13 protein-coding genes are annotated in these 16,208 nt (G+C 37.3%); 10 read left to right on the forward strand and 3 right to left on the reverse strand.

All coding sequences use genetic code 11. The features are described from left to right. Positions 1–46 precede the first annotated feature (46 nt). Genes fliN through fliG form a run of 3 tightly spaced genes read right to left on the reverse strand, consistent with a single transcriptional unit; the run spans position 47 to position 2,597 of the window. Positions 47–583 carry a flagellar motor switch protein FliN gene (gene fliN, locus BLW93_RS08955; RefSeq protein ID WP_076712099.1) on the reverse strand — a complete coding sequence of 179 codons (537 nt, stop codon included), beginning with the start codon at positions 581–583 and terminating at the stop codon, positions 47–49. Continuing rightward, positions 507–1,544 carry a flagellar motor switch protein FliM gene (gene fliM, locus BLW93_RS00235; RefSeq protein ID WP_076712100.1) on the reverse strand — a complete coding sequence of 346 codons (1,038 nt, stop codon included), beginning with the start codon at positions 1,542–1,544 and terminating at the stop codon, positions 507–509. The genes fliN and fliM overlap by 77 nt, the downstream gene beginning before the upstream one ends. Before the next feature lie 9 nt (positions 1,545–1,553). Further along, positions 1,554–2,597, reverse strand: a complete 1,044-nt coding sequence (gene fliG / locus BLW93_RS00240; protein WP_076712101.1) for a flagellar motor switch protein FliG — start codon at positions 2,595–2,597, stop codon at positions 1,554–1,556. A 138-nt stretch (positions 2,598–2,735) separates the two neighbouring features. Here fliG and BLW93_RS00245 point away from each other — a divergent pair, with 138 nt between their 5' ends. From BLW93_RS00245 to atpA, 10 genes are all read left to right on the forward strand, one after another. After that, positions 2,736–4,910 carry an IGHMBP2 family helicase gene (locus BLW93_RS00245; RefSeq protein WP_076712102.1) on the forward strand — a complete coding sequence of 725 codons (2,175 nt, stop codon included), beginning with the start codon at positions 2,736–2,738 and terminating at the stop codon, positions 4,908–4,910. A 69-nt stretch (positions 4,911–4,979) separates the two neighbouring features. Further along, positions 4,980–6,740, forward strand: a complete 1,761-nt coding sequence (locus tag BLW93_RS00250) for an SLC13 family permease (protein WP_076712103.1) — start codon at positions 4,980–4,982, stop codon at positions 6,738–6,740. 19 nt (positions 6,741–6,759) lie between these two features. Beyond that, positions 6,760–7,371 carry an adenylyl-sulfate kinase gene (cysC, locus tag BLW93_RS00255; protein WP_076712104.1) on the forward strand — a complete coding sequence of 204 codons (612 nt, stop codon included), beginning with the start codon at positions 6,760–6,762 and terminating at the stop codon, positions 7,369–7,371. Next, on the forward strand, positions 7,368–8,522 hold the full coding sequence (gene sat, locus BLW93_RS00260; RefSeq protein ID WP_076712105.1) for a sulfate adenylyltransferase: 1,155 nt from the start codon (positions 7,368–7,370) through the stop codon (positions 8,520–8,522). The genes cysC and sat overlap by 4 nt, the downstream gene beginning before the upstream one ends. 88 nt (positions 8,523–8,610) lie before the next feature. Further along, positions 8,611–12,177: a reverse gyrase gene (rgy, locus tag BLW93_RS00265; protein WP_076712106.1), complete on the forward strand. Its 3,567-nt coding sequence runs from the start codon at positions 8,611–8,613 to the stop codon at positions 12,175–12,177. Then, a complete protein-coding gene (gene mnmA, locus BLW93_RS00270) occupies positions 12,177–13,202 on the forward strand; it encodes a tRNA 2-thiouridine(34) synthase MnmA (protein ID WP_076712107.1) in 1,026 nt (341 codons plus the stop codon). The genes rgy and mnmA overlap by 1 nt, the downstream gene beginning before the upstream one ends. Positions 13,203–13,215: 13 nt before the next feature. Then, on the forward strand, positions 13,216–13,653 hold the full coding sequence (locus BLW93_RS00275) for a F0F1 ATP synthase subunit B (protein ID WP_076712108.1): 438 nt from the start codon (positions 13,216–13,218) through the stop codon (positions 13,651–13,653). Positions 13,654–13,665: 12 nt separating this feature from the next. Continuing rightward, positions 13,666–14,148 carry a F0F1 ATP synthase subunit B gene (atpF, locus tag BLW93_RS00280; RefSeq protein ID WP_076712109.1) on the forward strand — a complete coding sequence of 161 codons (483 nt, stop codon included), beginning with the start codon at positions 13,666–13,668 and terminating at the stop codon, positions 14,146–14,148. After that, positions 14,145–14,678: an ATP synthase F1 subunit delta gene (gene atpH / locus BLW93_RS00285; protein WP_076712110.1), complete on the forward strand. Its 534-nt coding sequence runs from the start codon at positions 14,145–14,147 to the stop codon at positions 14,676–14,678. The genes atpF and atpH overlap by 4 nt, the downstream gene beginning before the upstream one ends. Before the next feature lie 17 nt (positions 14,679–14,695). After that, positions 14,696–16,204 carry a F0F1 ATP synthase subunit alpha gene (gene atpA, locus BLW93_RS00290; RefSeq protein ID WP_076712111.1) on the forward strand — a complete coding sequence of 503 codons (1,509 nt, stop codon included), beginning with the start codon at positions 14,696–14,698 and terminating at the stop codon, positions 16,202–16,204. Positions 16,205–16,208 lie beyond the last annotated feature (4 nt).

Consider the following 16,208-nt stretch of genomic DNA (forward strand, 5'->3'; position numbering starts at 1 on the left):
AATCGTCCTCCAAATAGTTGCATATGGTGGAGTGTATAGCGATGAATTAGTAATCTATGAGTTTCAAACGTTCTTCGGGGGTTACTATCTGTGTTATTTTTATTCCGTATTGGTCTTCTACCACGTATAGCTCGCCTTTTGCAACAAGTTTCCCATTTACTTTTATATCAACTGGTTCGTTTATATGTCTGTCAAGTTCTACTATACTGTTAGGATGAAGATTAAGAATATCTTCCAGCTTCATTTCTGTATTGCCAACCTCCACAGAAATTTCCACCGGGATATCGGCTAAAAGCTCCATTTTTTCAAGCTCGGGACAGGCCATCTTTTCGGTTGCCTGCTGCTCTGCCAGTGCTTGAGACCAGTCAGCCATTACGTCTTCAGCAGGTGTTTCGGTAGTCGTATTTGCAGAGGCTTCGTCCCTTCCCTCTTGCTGCTCTCCTGATTCCGTCTGTTGTTGGGCAAGTGCTTGTTCCCATTGGGCAGCAAGGTCCTCTTGGGAAGGTTCACTGCTCTGCTGATTTTCTGTCGTCTGGTTCTGTTCCGTTTCCTGTTGAGGTTGGTTTTGCTTCTCTTCTGTCATTTCCGTTCCTCTCAATAGCTATGTCTGTTATAAGTGCTGCATATTTATCTTTTATTTTACCCATTTTGGCTTTAAATTTGGGTCTGTCTTCAACGTAAAGAAGAATTTCGTCTCCCTTCATTACGGAAAGGGAAATTTTATCCCCAACCTGCCAGTTAATGAGTTCCTTAACTTTAACCTTTTTCCTTTCCAGTTCAAGGTGTAAGTTGAGCTTTAGATGTTTGAGTTTTCTTATAAGTTCTCTATCCCATATTGGATCTTTTTTAGTAAAGCCTGTTTCGGAGAAGATCATATCTTTTATCGGCAAAAATAGATCCTGAGGAAAACAGAAAAAGAAAGGTGCTTCATAGCCTTCGATATCCATGTTGCATTCCACTACTATAACTTTGTCGTTAGGTGATACGATTCTTGCAAGCGAAGGGTTTAGCTCTATTGATTTCAGCTCTATTTTTACCAGGTAAAACTCTTTCCAGATACTTTCAAATGTTTCGAGAGCTATATCGACGAAATCACTAATGATTTTTGTTTCAAGTCTTGTAAAGTCTCTACCTTCTACTTTAAATGGCTTGGCAGGCCCACCGAACATAACGCTTATAATTACAAATACCAGTCGTGAATCCAGGACAAAAAGAAAATTTTCTTTTAAAGGCTTCATGCTTACTATACTGTAACTTGAGGGAAGGGGGATTTTTGACATAAAGTTATCAAATTTTGTTATGTAAATACTGTCTTTACTTACCATAGAAATTCTTGGAACCAGTGTTCTTATCCTTTCACTAAAAATTTTGATCCAGCGTTCAAATATTAGCTCCAGGCCCGGAACATCTCCCTTTTTTATCTGTTCGAGTTCAGAAAAGTCAAAAGGTCTTATTTTCTGGGCTTCAAAACTTTCTTCCTTATCGCTTTTATCTTCCCCAAGGAGAGCATCTATCTCTTCCTGGGAGAGGAAATCTTCTGCCACACTGCCTCCTTATACCAGTTCTTCAGAACCACCTATGTCTATTTTACCTTCAGCTGCAAGTTGTTTTATGACCATAATGATTTTCTTTCTTGCTTTTTCAACATCAGATTTTCTAACAGGTCCGAGGGCTTCCATATCTTCCATAAGCATTTGAGCGGCACGTTTTGACATGTTGGAAAGAAATTTATTAACAATCTCTTCAGGTGCACCTTTGAGAGCAAGAATGAGATCATTTTTCTCAACAGCTTTGAGAATTTCGATAATTGCACGATTGTCAAGTTTGAGAATATCTTCAAATTTAAACATTCTCTCTTCAATGGAGTCTGCCAGACTTTCATTTTCTTTCCTAATGTCTTCCAGAATTTCATTGGCAAGTTCTTTCGGCAATGCGTTGACAATTTCGGCAGCTATATCAACACCGCTTAGTGTCTGTTCTTTTCCGGCACCTACTGTTATGAGTTCTTCTTCTAACGCTTCTGTTACAAGTTTCAGAGTGTTGGTTGATATTTTTTCGAGGGTTGCCAGCCTCTTAATTACTTCGTCTCTAACATTCGTAACTCCTAACCGTTTAGGCAGGTATTGAATTATTTCAGCGGCTTTTTGTGGCTTTATCTGGGATAAAACAATGGCAATTATTTGTGGATGTTCCTTTTCTATTAGTTTAGCTATGAATTTAGGATCAAGCTTTTCAAGTTCTTTAAATACCATTTTTTTGTTTTCTGAAAACATTGTGCTTTCTAACAGTTCTCTATATTTTTCGGGAGGTAGGGCTTTTTCAAGTAGCTTTCTGAGGTTATCGGGAGCGACTTTTAATGGGGCAAGCTGTGTCAATTTTCCGTAAGCCTCTTCGAGAACAAGCTTTACGAGCTCTTTGTTAACAGGTCCCAGAGAGAACATGGATTTTACAAGTTTTTCTATTTCATGCTCTTTCATCTTTTTTAGAACATTGGCTGCTTCGTCCTCAGGTAGAGAAAGTATGAGAATGGCTGCTTTTTGTGCGCCTGTAATCCTCCCTGTTGACTTTACATCTTTCTTTTCTGTGTTTTCAGCCATAAGCCACCCGGTGGTTGTTTTTGAAACTGCTAGAAAAATATTATAACAATTAAATCAACGTTTGAAGAGTTTAGAAAGTGAAAAGTTTTCAATTGGTTGTATATTACAAGCATAAAAGAAATTTTGAGAGAGGTAAAGATGCCGATTTTAATAAATGGTGTTACAGATGAGAAGAGGTTATACAGAGAGTTGAAAAAGATAGGATTGAGGAAACACGATATCAAAGAAGTTTTTATAGCTAATCTTTCGGCGCTTGTCTATCTGAAAGATGAATTACTTGTAAAAGCTTATGGAGACTTTGTACCTGATAAAGAAACTGAAAAAGAGATAAAGACGGTTCACAGCTATGTAGAGCGTTTTAAGCATCTTATCGATGTTGAACGACTTGCCGAAATGGAATTCCAGGAAGAGGAGATTAGAAGATTATCTGGAAGAGAAAGAGAGCTTTTAGGAAGGGCTATTCTTGATTTGAAAGGCACACGTGCCGGGATGAAATTTCATCTTCACCTTGTCAGATTTTACAGAGAAAAGCCTATTGAAACGGAGATAGGAAACGGTGATATCGTTCTGGTAAGCCGCGGTAATCCTCTCAAAAGTGATCTCCTAGGGACAGTTATAAGGGTGACGGAAAAAACAGTTACTGTTGCATTTGATAACAAACCACCTCAGTGGGTTTATAAAAAAGGTGTTAGACTTGATCTTTATGTAAACGATGTTACCTTTAAACGGATGGAGGAAAATCTGGAAGAGTTTCGTCATGCGTTTGGTAGAAAAAGAGAGTTGAGAAATATTATTTTAGGTTTAAAGAAGCCGACACTTTCAGAAGAAGGATCTTTTGTGCCCGTTAACAAAAAGTTGAATGACTTTCAGAAATTGGCTGTTAGTCACGCATTAGGTTCTCCAGACTTTTATCTTGTTCACGGTCCCCCGGGGACGGGAAAAACAAGTACTATAACGGAGTTGATCGTTCAGCTTGTTAGAAGGAAAGAGAGAGTTTTAGCCACTGCGGATTCCAATATTGCAGCGGACAATATTCTGTTAAATTTATCAAAATATTCTGATTTAAAGCTTGTTAGAATAGGTCATCCTGCAAGAGTGCTGGAAGAGTTGGAGAAATTTTCTATTTTTGCTCTTTTTGAAGAGCATGAAAAAAGCAAAACCATAAGAAAGGGATGGGAAAAAGTAAGAGAATTGATAGAGAAAAGGGATAAATTTCTCAAACCTGTTCCTTCGCTGAGAAGAGGTATGACAGATGAAGAGATTATTCATTTAGGAAAAAAAGGGAAATCATTCAGAGGAGTTCCTGCTAAGAAAATCCGTTCTATGGCAAATTGGCTTTTAGCCAACTATGAGATAGATATAAGAATAAAAGCACTTAAAGAGATGGAAACACAGCTTTTCAGAGAAATCATTGCCGACGCCGATGTTGTTATATCAACCAATTCGATGGTTAAATCGGATCTACTTGAGGATTTTGAATTTGACGTTGCTGTAATAGATGAAGGGAGTCAACAGGTTGAACCATCCACTCTTATACCTATTATGAGAGCTAAAAGGTTTTATATTGCTGGTGATCACAAGCAACTCCCGCCTACTGTTACAAGTGAAGAAGCCAAAGAGCTTGAAAAGACTCTTTTTGAAAGACTGATAGATAACTATAAAGAGCTTTCAACTATGCTTACTGTTCAGTATAGGATGAATGAAAAGATAATGAAATTTCCTTCCGAAGAGTTTTATGACGGTAAACTTGTGGCGGATGATTCTGTTAGAAATCATACATTAAAAGATTTGATTTTAGGTAATGTGAAGATCCCGGATTCATATAAAGCTATTTTAAATCCAGAAGAAGCGTTAACCTTTGCAGACACATCACAGATAAATGCCTTTGAATTTAAGCCCTCTGGTAGTACCTCTTACGAAAATTATGAGGAAGCAAAACTTGCAGTAAATTTTGTTTTCCATCTTGTAGATATGGGGATCTCAAGGAAAGATATAGGGATAATCGCTCCTTATGCTAATCAGGTTAAGCTTATTAAAGAACTTTTACTTGAAAGGGATTTAAAGGTTGAAGTGAACTCTGTTGATGGTTTTCAGGGAAGGGAAAAAGAGGTTATAGTCATCTCTTTTGTGCGTTCAAACGATACCGGTGAAATAGGATTTTTAAAAGATATAAGAAGACTTAACGTTGCTATTACGAGAGCACGCAGAAAGCTTATTTGTGTCGGTAATAGTGACACTCTCTCTTCTCATGATGTTTATAGACGTTTTATCTCTTACGTAAAAGGAGAGGGGACGTTTGTTAGTCTTAATTAAATAAGGTTTGTTTAAAAAGATTTTTTAATGTATTAAAATAATGGCAATTGGCATTCAGGAGAAAAATGTATGAGTGTTCACGCGCTTATTTTACTTGTTTCGATTGCTGTTTTGATTTTTTTGCTTTATAGGGAAATTTTTCATCCTGCTGCCTCTTTTACTATTGTTGTTTCTTTCCTGGTAGTTGTTGGAATTTTGACACCTCATGAAGCACTATCAGGTTTCTCAAATGAACAGATTGCACTAATAGCTCTTTTGCTTGTTGTAAGTTCAATTATTAAAAACTTTCGCATAACCGGGTATATTTTTAGCAAACTTATGGATGAGAAGCTTTCGTATAGGCAGTTTTTATTTCGTTTAATGGGGACGGTTTCTTTTTTCTCGGCATTTCTAAATAACACACCTATAGTGGCTGCTTTAATTCCATATGTTTATGATTGGGGAAAGAAAAAGGGGATAGCTCCTTCTAAACTGCTTATTCCACTTTCTTATGCTGCCATCTTAGGTGGAACAGTCACTCTTATAGGCACTTCTACCAATCTTGTAGTTAATGGTCTTGTGGTTAGTGCAGGTCTTAAACCATTTAAGATTTTTGATTTTAGTTATGTAGGAATTCCTGCTGTTTTTGCCGGGATGGGTTATATGTTAATTTGGGGACACAAGTTACTTCCAGAGAGGAAGGATGCGGTATCTGCATTTCTTGAGAAAAAAAAGGAATATCTGGTTGAAACCATAGTTCCTTCAGGATCTAACATAATAGGCAAAACAGTTGAAGAAGCAAAGTTAAGAAATTTGAAAGGCCTTTTTCTTGTTGAAATCATAAGAGAGAAAGAGAGAATAACTCCCGTTTCTCCGAAAGATGTTATTAAAGAGAACGATGTTTTGATTTTTGCAGGTGAAACAGAGAAGATAATTGAGCTTGTAAATGGAGAGGCTGGATTTAAACTTCCGCCTGTTTGCTCTTTTGGAGATGATAAAGTAGAGCTTGTTGAAGCTCTTATTCCTCAGAATTCTTCTCTCATTGGTAAAAAAGTAAAAGCGACAAATTTTCGTGGACGTTTTGATGCGGCCATTGTAGCTGTTCACAGAAATGGAGAAAGATTAAAGGGGAAAATAGGAGACATTGTTTTAAAACCTGGTGATTTGTTACTGATTCTTGCAGGAAAAAGTTTCTGGGACAGAGTTTCTGATTCTGATGATATTTACGTTATTTCAAAAGTTAAAGAAATAATCAATATTGATCAGAAAAAAGCGTTACCGGTTCTTGTTGGATTTTTATTAGCTATTTTACTTTCTGCTCTAAAAATCGTGCCTTTATTCGAATCTCTTTTGTTGCTTATCTCAATCTTTGTTATTTTTAAGATAGCTTCTTACAGTCAGATTAAGAAAAGTTTTGATCTTAACATTATTATAATTGCTGCTCTTTCCATTGCCATCGGTAAGGCAATGGTTAACACAGGTCTTGCCAATGCTATCGCAAATACACTTGTTCCTGTTTCAATCCCTTTTGGTATAACCGCTGCTCTTTTATTTGTTTATCTTACAACGAACGTTTTGACCGAATTTATAACTAACCTTGCAGCGGCTTCCATAACGTTCCCTATAGCGCTATCTGTTGCTCAAAAATTGTCTGTTGATCCTAAGGCTTTTATTTTGGCTGTTGCTTTTGCGGCTTCTGCAAGTTTTTTAACTCCTATAGGATATCAAACCAACCTTTTGGTATATGGTCCTGGTAATTATCGATTTAAAGATTTCTTTAAGGTTGGATTGCCTTTATCGTTAATATACATGTTTGTTACAATTGCCGTGTTGAAATTGATGTTTTTATGAAGAAATTCTGGAGGTGGTTGTGACTCAACGCTTTATTATTCCTCATAAAGGGCGTATTACACGGGAAGATAGAGAGAGAATGAAGAATCATAAATCTTTTATCCTCTGGTTTACAGGACTTTCCGGGTCAGGAAAATCAACACTTTCTCATCGTGTTGAAGAAAAGCTCTATAAAATGGGTGTTCACACGTATGTTCTTGATGGTGATAATGTGAGGATGGGTTTGAATAAAGATTTAGGATTCTCTGAAGAGGATAGAAGAGAAAATATCCGTAGAATAGGAGAAGTGGCGAAGCTTTTTGTCGATGCCGGTATAGTAGTGCTTACGGCTTTTATTTCTCCTTATAGGAAAGATAGGGATTTCGTTAGAGGATTGGTAAAAGAAGGAGATTTTATAGAAGTTTATGTTAAATGTCCTATTGAGGTTTGTGAAAGTAGAGATCCGAAAGGTCTTTATAAAAAGGCAAGAGCCGGGATAATTAAAAATTTCACAGGTATTGATGATCCTTACGAAGAGCCTTTAAATCCTGAAATAGTTGTTGAAACAGATAAAGAGTCTCTTGATGAGTGTGCAGATAAGATAATTTCCTATCTGATAGATAGAAGATTGATAAAGGGGGAAGATAGATGATAGCACCACATGGAGGAGAGCTCATAAACAAACTGCCAACACCGGAAGAGAGAGAAGAGCTTTTAAAAAAAGTTGAATCTTTGCCAAAGATTGTTGCTGGAAACAGATATGTAGGTCACTGTGAGATGATAGCCATAGGAGGTTATTCTCCTCTTGAAGGTTTTATGACTAAAGAAGAGGTTGAATCTGTCATTAAAGATGTTCACCTGCCTAACGGTCTTTTGTGGTCAATTCCTATTGTTCTTCCGGTTCCGGAGAATTTCTGGAAGAGCGTAAAACTTGGTGATGAGATAGCCATTTACGATGTTCATAATAGACCTATAGCCGTTGTGATTGTTGATGATAAATATACTCTTGACCTTGACTTTTACTGTCAAAATGTTTTTAAAACTACTGATGAGAACCATCCTGGTGTTGCTTTTATAAAGAGTGCAGGTGATAAATTTATCGGTGGTGAGATAGTAAGACTTTTAAATAGACCTGTAAGAGAAGGTATTGAGGAACATTATTATCAAGATCCTGCTGTTGTAAGAAAAATTATTGAGAATAAAGACTGGAAAAATGTTGTAGCATTTCAGACCAGGAATCCAATTCACAGGGCTCATGAATACATAATAAAATGTGCTCTTGAAACAATGGACGGTGCACTTATCCATCCTCTTGTTGGAGAGACAAAAAAGGATGATATTCCTGCTCCTGTTAGAATGCAGTGTTACGAAGTTCTTATAGAGAATTACTTTAACAAAAGTCGTGTTCATCTTTCCGTTCTTCCGGCGCCTATGCACTATGCAGGTCCGAGAGAGGCGGTTCATCATATGCTTATGAGAAAAAATTACGGATGCACACACATGATAATTGGTAGAGATCATGCTGGAGTAGGTGATTATTACGGAACGTATGAGGCGCAAGAGTTTGTTGAGCAGTTCGTGGATGAGCTTGGAATTAAGCCTTTGAAATTTGAACATGCTTTTTACTGTGTTAAGTGTGAAAATATGGCAACTGCGAAAACATGTCCTCATGGGAAAGAAGACCATATTCATTTAAGCGGGACAAAGGTAAGAGCTATGCTCAGAGAAGGAAGGAAACCTCCTAAACAGTTTTCAAGGCCTGAAGTTGCTGAGATTCTTATAAAATGGGCAACAAAAGCTTAAAAGGTTTATAAAGTTTTTAATTAGATTGAAGGCGGCTTTAAAGCCGCCTTTTTTTATAATAAGGTAATGCCTTTTAAGGGAGGTTACTGTGAAAACGGCTATTTTCCGTAATCTTTGTCCTAACTGTAGAGGTGATGAAGGGAGCGATAGATTAGATAAAGGGCTTCCCTGCGAAAAATGCCTTCCGGAATTTGATTGTTCTATGTCTCAGAAAGATATATGTAAAATTTTAAAAGAGAGAAGAAAACTAAGCCACTACAAGAATATATGCGACGTAATTGGTTTTGTTAATGAATTTTCACAGTTTTTCAGAGAGAAAACAGGTTTTATTCCATGGTCTCTTCAACTTACATGGGCTAAAAGGGTTGCCCTTAAGCGTTCATTTTCTTTGATAGCTCCTACCGGTATAGGGAAAACAACATGGGGAATGGTAACCTCATCTTTCTTAAAAGGAAAATCCTACATTGTTGTTCCTACACGTATTCTGGTTCAGCAGGTTTATGAGAAACTTACAAAATTAACCGATAGAGAGGTTCTGGCTTATACAGGTAAAAAATCAGAAAAAGAAAGGATATTTTCGGGTGATTTTGAAATTTTAGTAACAACTACCAACTTTCTATACAAAAACTGGAATAAAATTCCTGTAGATTTTGAATTTATTTTTGTTGATGATGTAGATTCTGTATTAAAAAGCGGAAGAAATATAGATAAGATTTTAAAACTTGTCGGATTTGACGATGATGCCTTATCTATTGCCATAGAAATTATTGATATTAAACAAAAGCTTGCAAAGGTTTCTTCGGAAAAATCTAAACAATTTTTTTTAAAGAGGTTGAATTATCTAGAGAAAAAGTTAACAGTTTTTAAACAAAACATTAAAACTGTTCTGGTAGTTTCTTCAGCCACAGCTGCTCCTCGTTCTAAAAAGATAAAACTTTTTAGAGAACTTTTGGATTTTGAAGTAGGAAAGACAGGAACCTCTCTTAGAAATGTTGAAGATGTCGCAGTTTTTCCGGAAAAGGGACTTTTAGAAGAAAGTTTGGGACTTATTAAAATGTTTGGTAGAGGCGTTTTTGTTTTTGTTTCCGAAGCTTACGGTAAAGACTATGTAGATAAAGTTGTTTCATTTTTAAACAGTAAAGGTATTGTTTCCGTATCTTATGAAGATTTTTCAGTTGACAAATTCGATGAATTTAGAAAAGGGCAGATAGAAGCGGTTGTTGGTATCGCAAGTTACAGGAATCCTCTTGCCAGGGGTATTGATATTCCGGATGCTGTTAGATATGTTGTTTTTATAGGTGTTCCTCGTATGAAGTTTCCGTTTGAAGTTTCTCTTTCCCCCTCCCGTTTATTTACTTTTATTCTGGTGTGTCGAGAGTTTCTGGAGCAGGATAAGGTAGCCGCTTATTTACCATTTTTAAGAAGGTATCTAACCTTAACAGAGGATAAACTTGATAGTTATCCACCTGTTAAAGAAAAGATTGAGGAAATTGCCCGATATTTGAGAGAAAATCTTTCCGATGAAAGTTTTATTGATAAAATTAAAAAAAGTGATTCTGTATTTTTGGAAGAAGAAAACGGAAAATTCTTTATCGTTGTCGGTGACTCTACCGGGTATATCCAGGCTTCTGGTAGAGCATCGAGAATGTTTGCTGGAGGGCTTACAAAAGGTGTTTCTTTTCTTCTTGTTGATAATCTGAAAGCTTTTAACTCTTTGAGGAAGAGGTTGCTCCTTTATCTTGAAGATATCAACTTCAAAGTTTTTGATAACGAATTGGGCAGGGAAGTTGCCAGAAAAAAAGGCTTTGAAATTATAACTATTGACGAACTTGACGAGATTTTTAAGCAAGTAGACAAGGATAGAGAAAGAGTTAAAGCTATTTTTGAAGGAAAGATTAGAGTAGAAACTGGAGAACTGGTTAAGCCTACACTGGTAGTTGTTGAATCTCCTCACAAAGCAAAAACGATAGCCTCTTTTTTTGGAAATCCAACGAGAAGAAGAGTTGGAATTATAGACGCTTATGAGGTTAATACAGGTGATATGCTTTTCATTATTACTGCGTCAAAAGGTCATGTTTTTGATTTGACTATAAAAGATGGTGTGTGGGGAGTCATTCCGGAGGACGGGTTTTTTGTTCCTGTTTACGGGACAATAAAAAAGTGTTCCCGCTGTGGTTACCAGGGAATTGAAACTTTTTGTCCCAGATGTGGAAAGCCTATGGATGTTGATAAGATGGAAATTATTTCTGCTTTACGATTGCTTTCTCTTGAAGTAGATGAAATTTTTGTGGCTTCTGATCCGGATACTGAAGGAGAAAAGATAGGTTGGGATATAGCTCTTTCTTTAAAGCCTTATCAAAGGAATATAAAGCGGGCTGAGTTTCACGAGATTACAAGAAAGGCTTTTAGAGAAGCAGTGTCTAATCCGAGGATGATTGATGAAAATCTTGTTAAAGCACAAATAGTAAGAAGAATAGCCGATAGATGGGTTGGTTTTTCCCTCAGTCAAAATTTGCAGAAATATTTCGGTAAAAAATGGTTGTCGGCAGGAAGGGTTCAGACGCCTGTTTTAGGATGGGTTATAGAAAGAGAAGAAGAAAGTAAAAAAAAGAAAACGATCCTTGAAATTTATACTGATGAAAGTGTCCTTGAGTTTTTCGTTGATAGTGCAGATGAAAAAATAAAAGATTTAAAGCTTCAATATAAAGTTCTTGAAAAGGAAATTGCTGATAGGGTTCCTCCTCCTCCGTTTAACACAGGAGAAATGATAAAGACTGCTTCTTTCGAACTTGGCTTTTCTGCAGAAAAAGTTATGTCACTTGCTCAAGAACTATTTGAGAGCGGTTTTATAACTTATCACAGAACAGATTCCATTAGAGTATCTTCGGCTGGTATTTTGGTTGCTAGAGAGTTTATTCTTGAAAGGTTCGGTGAAGAATTTTTTAAGCCGAGAAAGTGGGGTGAAGGCGGAGCTCATGAATGTATAAGACCTGTTAGATCGATGTCAGCAGATACTCTTAGAGCTTCTATTTCTGTTGTTGGGGGTGCTCTTTCAGATGATCATTTTAAACTTTATGATCTTGTTTTCAAAAGATTTATTGCTTCTCAGATGATTCCGTTTTCCGTTGAAGTTTTTAAAGTTTTGCTAAAAGTATTACCGTTGGATATTAAGGAAGAAAAAGATTTTTATGGTAGGATTTTAAAAAATGGGTGGAATCTGATATTACCAGTTTCTCTTCCTCGTTTTCCTTTTGATTCTGATAAAGGGGAAATAATGATTAAAAGGTTTAAGATTAAAAAAGTTCCGGTAGTTTACCCATTTACACAAGGAGAGCTGGTCGAAGAGATGAGAATAAGAGGTATAGGGCGGCCTTCCACATACGCGAAAATTGTTCAAACACTTCTTGACAGAAAATATGTTGTTGAGAGAGGAAAGTTTCTCTATCCCACTTCTTTAGGAAAAGAGGTTTACAACTATCTTTCAACGAGATTCGGTGATTATGTGAGTGAGTCATTTACGAGAGAGCTCGAAAAATTAATGGATATGGTTGAAGAAGGAAAAGTGAATTATCAAAATATCATAAAGGAATTTAAAGAAGTTCTGAAGTTTGCCGATTTCACTGTTGAGATTGCTGTTGACGAGGGAGATAATTAATGTCACAAGAAGTTCTATTAGGATTTAGTGGTGGAGTTGATAGTTTTTACTCAGCCTATTTGTTAAAGAAACAGGGTTTTAAAGTTCATCCAGTTCTGTTTTTACTTTCTGGTAAAGAGAATGTTGAAAAAGCAAAGAGAAGTGCTGAGCTTTTAAATCTTTCATTGACAGTAGTCGATTATAGAGAATTGTTTCTTGAAGAAGTGATTGAGCCGTTTATTGATTATTATAAAAAAGGATTAACTCCCAATCCCTGTGTGATGTGCAATAAGAAAATAAAAATAAAAAAACTCTACGAGTTATCTGAGAATTTTGGAATGCCGTTTATAGCTACCGGTCACTATGCACGGATTGTTCACTCTGAAGAGTTTGGTCAAAAAGTCATTAAACGAGGAATTGATTTCGGGAAAGAGCAGTCATACTTTCTATCCACGATTGAAAAGTCAGCTGTTCAAAAATTGATTTTACCTCTTGGAAATTTAACAAAGAAACAGGTTATAAAGAAAGCAAAAGATGTAGGATTTGATTTTAAAGGGGAAAGTCAGGATATATGTTTCATTGACGGCAGTGTGGTATCTTTTCTATCTAATTTTATAGAAAACGGTTCCGGGAAATTTGTTCTAACAGATGGAACTGTTCTTGGGAAATTTGATGCGTTCTACAAATACACAGTTGGTCAAAGGAGAGGATTGGGAATTCCGTATAAATACCCTCTTTATGTTTTAAATATCGATGTTAAAAATAGAAAGGTCGTTCTAGGCAAAAGGGAGGAACTTTTAAGAAATTCTTTTTATATAAAAGATGTTGTCTGGCATGTGTCGCCGGAAAAATTTCGGGATAAAACCGTTGAGATTCAGATTCGATATCGTGGCAAAACAGCGGTAGTTAAAGAGTTTTCACTATTGAAAAATGATAGAATTTTTGTAAAATTACAGCCGAGTTTAGACGCACCTACTCCGGGGCAGGTGTGCGCCTTCTATAATGGTGACACACTCCTTGGAGGAGGAGAGTTAACTACATTGTGAGAGGGGTTAGGCTATGGAAGGAAATATTGTAAGTCTCAACGCCACGGTCATCGTTCAGATGATCAACTTCCTTGTTTTTATGGTGATTATGGACAAAGTCCTGTTTAAACCTATGATCACCCATCTCGCCAAGAGAGAAGAGGAGCTTAATGTTCTGAAGCTTGAGGCGGAGGAGTTACGAAAGAGTGCTGAGAAGTTTTTACAAGAGTATCAGGCTGTAATAGCCGAAGCTAAAGAGAAAGCCAAAGAGCTTCTCAACGCTGCTCTTAAAGAAGCCAAAGAAGAGAGAGAAAGGATTATCTCTCAGGCTCAAGAAGAGATGCAGGCTAAAGTTGAGAAAGCCAAAGCTGAAATCTGGGCATCTTTCGAGCAGGAGAAAGAGAAGCTTGCTAAAAGAGTTGATGAAATCGCCAACGAAATTGTTGAAAAGCTTCTTAAGAAAGCGGCGTAAGGGGGTTTTAGTATGGATTCTATGCTTATGTGGAAAACTATTAATACCATTATTCTTATCGCGCTCCTCTACAAGTTTCTAAAAAAACCGCTTGGAAACATGATTTCCCAGGGTATAAGCGGTATTGTTGAAAAATTTGAGTCAGCTCAAAAAGAGAAGGAAGATGCGCTTCAGCTTTTGAAAGAGGCTGAGAGAAAGGCAAAGGAAGCCAGGGCAGAAGCTGAAGAGATCATCAAGCATGCTGAAGAAGTGGCAGAAAAGCAAAAAGCTCAAATGGTTGCAGAAGCCAAGGAAATGGCAGAGAGAATTCTTTCTGCTGCTGACGAAGAGATAGAAAGAGAGCTTTTAAAGGCTAAGAAGGAACTTCAGGCTTATGCTGCTGCTCAAGCGGTAGAGCTTGCTAAGGAAAAGATAAAAGGTCAGGTTGATGAAGAGTTTAACAAGAAAATCATCAAAACAAGCCTTTCCCAAATCGCTAAGGAGGGAGTGCTTTGAAAACGGATGTGAGAACAGCCAAAAAGTACGCTAAAGAGCTTGTAAATAAGCTTTCCAAAGAAGAACTCGAGGAGGTTCACGAGGAGCTTTACGAGGTAGCTTCTCTCTTTGATGAAAAAGCTATAAAGTATCTGGCAAGTCCTGCGGTTGACAAGAAAGAAAAATTTGAATTCGTTAAGAAAATACTCGATAAGATCGATGTTACTATTGAACTGAAAGAAGTTCTTCTTGAAATGGCAGAAAAGGGAGATTTCTATCTTATCAAGCTTGTTGAGAAAGAGTTTAAAAAGTATGTTGACTTTATACTTGGTAGAGTTCAGGGAGAACTTATAAGTACCACCAAGCTTGATAAAGAAACAATAAAGTTTGTTAAGCAGCAGATAGAGAAGATTTCAGGTAAGAAAGTCGGTCTTGAAGTTATTATAGATCCTTCAATTATAGGTGGCTTCATAGTAAAGGTTGGCGATAGGGTTATTGATGCTTCCATAAAGACACAACTTGAAAACCTGAAAAAAGAACTTGCAGAATAAGATAGAGAGGTGAAGGGATGCAGGTGAGATCAGAAGAAGTATTGGAGCTGATAAAAAAGCAGATTGAAGAGTTTGAGTACTCCATAAAATTTGAAGAAACAGGTATTGTTATTAAAGTTGGCGATGGTGTTGCCAGAGTTTACGGTCTTGATGATGTTGAGTATGGGGAAGTTGTTGAATTTGAAGATGGAACGGAAGGTGTTGCCTTTAACCTTGAAGAGGACAACGTCGGTATCGTTCTTTTAGGTGAGGGAAGAGGAATTGTCGAAGGTGGAAAAGTAAAGAGAACAGGAAGGATCCTTGATGTTCCTGTTGGAGATGCTCTTATAGGAAGAGTTGTTGATGCTCTTGGAAATCCTATAGACGGAAAAGGCGATATCGATTATGCTGAGAGAAGAGCGGTTGAGAGAATTGCTCCCGGTATCGTTACCAGGAAACCTGTTCACGAACCTCTCCAGACGGGAATTAAAGCTATTGATGCTCTGATTCCTATCGGTAGAGGGCAAAGAGAGCTTATTATTGGTGATAGACAGACAGGAAAAACAACAATTGCTATTGATACAATTCTTAACCAGAAAAGAGAAAATGTTATCTGTGTTTACTGTGCAGTTGGACAGAAAAGGTCAACTGTTGCTCAAACAATAGAACTTTTAAGAAGATTAGGTGCTCTTGACTATACTATCGTTGTTTCTGCTACTGCATCTGAACCTGCCGCTCTCCAATATCTTGCACCGTTTGCAGCAGTAACAATTGCTGAATATTTTAGAGATACCGAAAGGGCAGCACTTATAATATATGATGACCTTTCCAAGCAGGCTGTTGCTTACAGGGAAATGTCACTTCTCTTGAGACGTCCTCCAGGTCGTGAAGCTTATCCTGGTGATGTTTTCTATCTTCACTCAAGACTTCTTGAAAGAGCTGCGAAGCTTAATGATGAGCTTGGGGCAGGTTCTCTTACAGCTCTTCCAATTATTGAAACAAAGGCTGGTGATATTTCAGCATACATTCCAACAAACGTTATTTCTATTACTGATGGTCAGATCTTCCTTGAAACAAACCTGTTCTACAAGGGTCAGAGACCTGCTATTAACGTTGGTCTTTCTGTTTCAAGGGTCGGTGGTGCGGCCCAAATAAAGGCTATGAAGCAAGTTGCCGGTAAGCTCCGTCTTGAGCTTGCAAGATACAGGGAACTTGAGGCCTTTTCACAGTTTGCTTCCGATCTTGATCCTGCTACGAGAGCTCAGCTTGAGCGTGGTAGGAGAATGATGGAACTTCTCAAGCAACCCCCTTACAATCCTATTCCTGTCGAGAAGCAAATAGTAGCTTTCTTTGCAGCTATCAACGGTTACATTGATGACATTCCAGTGGAGAGCGTTACAAAGTTTGAGAGAGAGCTTTACGCATTCATGGATGCTGAATATCCTGAAATTCTCAATGAAATTCTTGAGAAGAAGAAGATTGATGACGAGCTTGAGAAAAAACTCCATGAAGCTATAAGGAAATTCAAGGAGACCTTTGAAGCCTAAGAGA

The organism is Desulfurobacterium indicum (assembly GCF_001968985.1).
Taxonomy (GTDB): Bacteria; Aquificota; Aquificia; order Desulfurobacteriales; family Desulfurobacteriaceae; genus Desulfurobacterium_A; species Desulfurobacterium_A indicum.

Excerpts from the sequence above, each read along its gene's own strand:
- BLW93_RS00275 (WP_076712108.1), top strand. The coding sequence starts at position 13,216 with ATGGAAGGAAATATTGTAAGTCTCAACGCCACGGTCATCGTTCAGATG.
- sat (WP_076712105.1), top strand. The coding sequence starts at position 7,368 with ATGATAGCACCACATGGAGGAGAGCTCATAAACAAACTGCCAACACCG.
- atpF (WP_076712109.1), top strand. The coding sequence starts at position 13,666 with ATGGATTCTATGCTTATGTGGAAAACTATTAATACCATTATTCTTATC.
- fliN (WP_076712099.1), bottom strand. The coding sequence starts at position 583 with ATGACAGAAGAGAAGCAAAACCAACCTCAACAGGAAACGGAACAGAAC.
- fliG (WP_076712101.1), bottom strand. The coding sequence starts at position 2,597 with ATGGCTGAAAACACAGAAAAGAAAGATGTAAAGTCAACAGGGAGGATT.
- atpA (WP_076712111.1), top strand. The coding sequence starts at position 14,696 with ATGCAGGTGAGATCAGAAGAAGTATTGGAGCTGATAAAAAAGCAGATT.
- BLW93_RS00250 (WP_076712103.1), top strand. The coding sequence starts at position 4,980 with ATGAGTGTTCACGCGCTTATTTTACTTGTTTCGATTGCTGTTTTGATT.
- mnmA (WP_076712107.1), top strand. The coding sequence starts at position 12,177 with ATGTCACAAGAAGTTCTATTAGGATTTAGTGGTGGAGTTGATAGTTTT.
- BLW93_RS00245 (WP_076712102.1), top strand. The coding sequence starts at position 2,736 with ATGCCGATTTTAATAAATGGTGTTACAGATGAGAAGAGGTTATACAGA.